The organism is Nesterenkonia flava (genome assembly GCF_031432335.1).
In the GTDB taxonomy this organism is placed as follows: domain Bacteria; phylum Actinomycetota; class Actinomycetes; order Actinomycetales; family Micrococcaceae; genus Nesterenkonia; species Nesterenkonia flava.
In genome coordinates this window covers 1-4,198 of sequence record NZ_JAVKGT010000059.1, presented here as the reverse complement: position 1 = coordinate 4,198, position 4,198 = coordinate 1, and the positions used below count along the sequence as shown (strand labels likewise).

The following is a 4,198-nucleotide window of genomic DNA, read 5'->3' as shown; positions in this document are numbered from 1 at the left end:
GCGAAGCGGTGTCCTTTCACCACCGCAAGGTCCAGAAGCGCCTCGTGGCGCTCGATGTCAGTCAGCCAGACCTCGTTGAGGGTCTTCACGGTTCTGAACTGACGGTGCACCAGATCGTCGTGGACCGGTGGCCCTGGCCGGGCGCCCCTGCTTTCTTCCAGCGGCTGATCACCGAGAACACCCCCTGGGAGGCACACAGCCGCCAGGCCTGCAGCAGACCCAGCTCAGCGTGTAAGCGCTTGCCCTGCGACAGGGGTGGTGATGCGGCCGTCGATGACTGTGACGAGATCGTCCAGGGCATCGCGATGCACGAGGTCGTGGGTGACGAGCAGCGTGGCGGTGTCGCGTTCGTGAGTGAGGCCGGCAATGAGCCGCATAATGTCTGCCCCGCGCTCCTGGTCGAGAGCGCTGGTCGGCTCATCGACGAGCAGCACCTCGGGTTCGTGGACGAGCCCGCGGGCGATCGCGATCCGTTGGCGTTGCCCGCCGGAGAGCTGGTGGGGGCGCTTGTCAGCATGCGGGGTGAGGCCGACCACGTCGAGCAGTTCCTCGACACGTGCGTCGATTCTCGCGCGCCTGTTCCGGCTGGTGCCACCGCCGAGCCGGGCCATGACCTGCAGTTGCTCGCAAGCCGTGAGCGCTGGAAGCAGGTTCGACTGCTGGAAGACGATGCCGACGCGCTCACGGCGCAGTTCGGTGGCCTCGGTCTTCGAGAGCTGGGCGGTGTCGATCAAGTCCGACTCGTTCCCGATGAGGACGCCGCCGGAGTCGGGGCGGATCAGGGTCGCGGCGACGGCGAGGATGCTCGATTTGCCCGATCCGGAGGGGCCGGTGATGCCGGTGACGGTGCCGTTGTCTCCACGGAGGGTGACGTCATCGACGGCGGTGATGCGGTTCTCCCCGTCGGGGAAGGTGAGGATGACGTTCTGCAGTTCGATCATCGGTTGCTCCCAAGGGCTGTCAGGGGGTCGGCTTTAGTGACGGAGCGCAGCGCGAACGCTGCCCCGGCAAGGCCCAGCACCGCCATCACGACGGCCGGGGCGAGAGTGGTCAGCGGGCTCACGACGAACGGCAGCGCCTGACCCGCGAGCGCGCCAAGCCCGACCACGGCCGCAAGGCCGACCCCGATCCCGACGGCGAGCACGATGAGGGCTTGCCCGAGGGAGTCACGCACGAGCGACCCGGTCGTGGCCCCCAATGCCTTGAGCACGGCGATGTCGCCTGCGCGTTGCATCGTCCAAACGGTGAAGAACGCACCGACAACGAGCGCGGAGATCCCGAAGAGCATCACGATCATCAGCCCGAGCGACCCGATCTCGGACTGGAACGCCTCCAAAGCGGTCAGACTCGCCAGTGGCGTCTCCGCGACCGTGTCCGTTTCGGAACCCACGACCTCCCAGTCTGCGTCGCCGGTGACGGCGAGCACGGTGGCCTCGCCGGTGCCTCCGACGAGCTTGCTGGCCTCGCTCCACGCGTCCGGGGTCATGACGAGGACCGGGGTGTGGCTGTACCAGAGATCCTCGCCAATAGTGGCAACGGTGAAGTCGTTGCCGGTAATCGAGATCGTGTCACCGACCTCGACACCGAGGTCGTCGGCAGCGCCGGAGGAGAGGCCGACCTCGGAATCGGAATCCGGGGTGAGCTCGAACAGGGAGTTCGATCCGGTACCCGGAGCGTCCTGCGGCAGCCCGTAAAGGGCGACCCCGGTCGGGTCGTCGGTACCGCTGGACGAAGCCCGCGACTGAACGACCCCGACCGGCGTCACCGACTCGACACCGTCGGCCTGCTCCCAAGCCGTGACGGTGTCCTCGTCGAGAGAGGACGTCGCGAAACTCGGGTCACTGTTCTCGGGCTGCTGCAGCACGAGACGGTCTCCGGGCAGGTGCAATACGGAGGAGATGTTCTGGGAGGCAAGTCCTCCGGTAAGGCCTGAGAGGAAGCCGACGAGCAGGGTGATCAGGGCGACAACGGCCCCGATGAGCAGGAACCGGCCGCGGGCGAACCGCAGCTCTCTCCACGCGACGAACACGATGATGCCTTTCCGCTCGAACACTCTGCCCGAGCTACTCTTCAACCCTCCTTTCAAGGGGCGTGGTCGGGCATCGCCTAAACCATGGGATTCACGGTCAAACTTTCGGTTGATGGTCCGGAAACGCGGCTCGCATAGGCTAGAGCTGTCATGCCGCACTCGACCCTGGCCCAGGTGTTCACCGGCCTCCGCTTCGGCCTGCACGCCCTCCTGATCGGGCTTGCCGGCTTCGCGGTCGTGCGCGCATTCGTCGTCTTCTCCCCGGTCGCGGCATGGACACTGGTCGTCGGGGTGGCGTTCGTCGCGGTCTACCTCGCCGGCGCATGGGCAGCGCGTTCCGGCCGCGCAGCAGGTTCGTCCGGTCGCAGGTTCGCGGTCGTCTGGGTCGCCGCGCTGACCCTGTTGTGGGCGGTGCTGACGTGGTTGAGCCCCGAGGGGGCGTACCTGGTCTTCCCGCTGTTCTTCCTCTACCTCCACGTCCTGCCCGGCCCGGGCGGGGTCGCGGCGATCGTGGTCACGACCGCGTTCGCGATCCTCGCCGTCGGCCTGCATCTCGGGTTCAGCGTCGGCGGGGTTATCGGCCCCCTCGTCGGCGCTGGCGTCGCCCTCCTGATCGGACTCGCCTACCGCGCACTGCGGCGTGAAGCCGAGGAACGCGAGCGGCTCCTTGCCGAGCTGATCCGCACTCGGCAGCAGCTTGCGGAGACCGAACGCGAACAGGGTGCGTTGGCGGAGCGGGCACGCCTGGCTCGTGAGATCCATGACACCGTCGCTCAGGGCCTGTCCTCGATTCAGATGCTGCTGCGCGCTGCCGAACGCGACACTCCCGAGCCCGGCGCGGGCTACCTGAAGCTCGCGCGTGAGACTGCGGCCGAGAGCCTCGCCGACACCAGGCAGATCATCCGCGAGCTCACCCCTGCCCGACTCGACGACGGCCTCACCGCCGCTCTGCGCAGGCTCGGACAGGAACAATCCGACCGCGCCTCGCTTCCCGTCGAGGTGACCGCTGAAGACCTCGATCTTCCGATGGGCATCCAGACCGCGCTGCTGCGCATCGCCCAGGGTGCGCTGTCGAATGCGATCCGTCACGCGGACGCCACCCGGATCGCCGTCGAGCTCGCTCGCGATGACGACGCCGTGTCATTGATCGTACGCGACGACGGGCAGGGCTTCGACGTGTCCTCTGCGGTCGCCGACTCGCACGAGGCCGACTCCTTCGGTCTGTCAGCCATGCGCGAGCGTGTCGAACAGCTTGACGGCGCCCTCACCATCACCTCGGCACCCGGCGACGGCACCACGGTCACCGCACGGTTGCCGCTCCCGACGCGACGCGGGGCGGCATCATGATCCGGATCGTGCTCGCCGACGACCACCCCGTCGTCCGCGCCGGGCTCCGCGCCATGCTTGTCGGTGACCCCGACCTCGACGTGATCGGTGAGGCACCGAACCCCGATGCCGTCGTCGCTCTCGCCGTCGAGCTGGCACCGGATGTCGTGCTGATGGATTTGCAGTTCGGCACGGAACAGACCGGAGCCGACGCCACCCGTCGCATCCGCGCTCTCCCCGCGCCGCCGGCGGTGCTGGTGCTCACGAACTACGACACCGACAGCGATATCCTCGGCGCGGTCGAAGCCGGGGCCAGCGGCTACCTCCTCAAAGACGCCCCGCCCGATGAGCTCATCGCCGCGATCCGCGCCGCCGCAGCAGGAGAGACCGCCCTCGCCCCCGCGATTGCAGGCCGCCTGCTCGCCCGTATGCGCTCCCCGCAACCGACCCTCAGCGCCCGCGAGACCGAAGTCCTGCGGCTCGTCGCAGACGGTGCGACGAACAACGACATCGCTGCACGACTGCACATCAGCGACGCCACCGTGAAATCGCACCTCGTGCACATCTACACCAAGCTCGACGTTTCCTCCCGCACCGCCGCCGTCGCCACCGCACGCGACACCGGCCTCCTGAGATAGAGGGATACTCGGCTTTCTTGCTCCGGATTTATGGCAGCGACCTCGCCGTGGACGGGCTATCGAATAAGATGCGTCGCTGGGAAGAGAGACGGCGCCCATACCCTGTGCGGGTTGGTGAGGCTCCCATTTCATCGGCCTTCGCCGGAGGCGAGGCGATACCTGCCCAGGTGGGCACGAAGGTCAGATCGGTGACCCACAGCCGGTT

The 4,198-nt window shown here is 67.7% G+C and carries 4 protein-coding genes; 2 read left to right on the top strand and 2 right to left on the bottom strand.

Annotation, left to right across the window (positions count from 1 at the left end; genetic code table 11):
* Window positions 1–224 precede the first annotated feature (224 nt).
* A complete protein-coding gene (locus RH857_RS13360) occupies window positions 225–941 on the bottom strand; it encodes an ABC transporter ATP-binding protein (RefSeq protein ID WP_310538468.1) in 717 nt (238 codons plus the stop codon).
* A complete protein-coding gene (locus RH857_RS13355; RefSeq protein WP_310538469.1) occupies window positions 938–2,029 on the bottom strand; it encodes an ABC transporter permease in 1,092 nt (363 codons plus the stop codon). Before RH857_RS13355 ends, RH857_RS13360 begins: the two co-directional genes overlap by 4 nt.
* 150 nt (window positions 2,030–2,179) lie before the next feature.
* Between RH857_RS13355 and RH857_RS13350 the strand changes: the two genes are divergently transcribed.
* On the top strand, window positions 2,180–3,376 hold the full coding sequence (locus RH857_RS13350; RefSeq protein ID WP_310538467.1) for a sensor histidine kinase: 1,197 nt from the start codon (window positions 2,180–2,182) through the stop codon (window positions 3,374–3,376).
* Window positions 3,373–3,993: a response regulator gene (locus tag RH857_RS13345; RefSeq protein ID WP_310538466.1), complete on the top strand. Its 621-nt coding sequence runs from the start codon at window positions 3,373–3,375 to the stop codon at window positions 3,991–3,993. The genes RH857_RS13350 and RH857_RS13345 overlap by 4 nt, the downstream gene beginning before the upstream one ends.
* Window positions 3,994–4,198 lie beyond the last annotated feature (205 nt).

What these genes read in the sequence shown, in the direction of transcription:
- RH857_RS13345 (WP_310538466.1), top strand. Translation starts at nt 3,373, where the DNA reads ATGATCCGGATCGTGCTCGCCGACGACCACCCCGTCGTCCGCGCCGGG.
- RH857_RS13360 (WP_310538468.1), bottom strand. Translation starts at nt 941, where the DNA reads ATGATCGAACTGCAGAACGTCATCCTCACCTTCCCCGACGGGGAGAAC.
- RH857_RS13350 (WP_310538467.1), top strand. Translation starts at nt 2,180, where the DNA reads ATGCCGCACTCGACCCTGGCCCAGGTGTTCACCGGCCTCCGCTTCGGC.